General features: G+C 56.9%; 1 protein-coding gene. It reads left to right on the top strand.

Translation table 11 applies throughout. The annotated features are described in order from the left end of the window. On the top strand, window positions 1-209 hold a 209-nt coding region (locus JIF53_RS01795; RefSeq protein ID WP_199451716.1), incomplete at both ends, for a cytochrome c biogenesis CcdA family protein.

Raw genomic sequence — 209 nt, 5'->3', positions numbered from 1 at the left:
GTTTGCCATCGGCTGGACACCCTGTATAGGCCCCATACTCGGGGCCATATTGGCGCTCAGCTCCACGCATGCCAATGCTGAGGCGGGCATGCTGTATCTGGCGGCGTATTCGTTGGGGTTGGCTCTTCCTTTTCTCGGAACTGCCCTGTTTATTGAACACTTTCGGCAACGAGTACGCTGGCTCAGTCGCTGGAGTAGACTGCTGAGAG

This window comes from Marinobacter sp. bablab_jr008 (assembly GCF_016464145.1).
Taxonomy (GTDB): domain Bacteria; phylum Pseudomonadota; class Gammaproteobacteria; order Pseudomonadales; family Oleiphilaceae; genus Marinobacter; species Marinobacter nauticus.
Note: the sequence above shows the minus strand (reverse complement) of the source record. Positions and strands in the feature narration are given on the sequence as shown.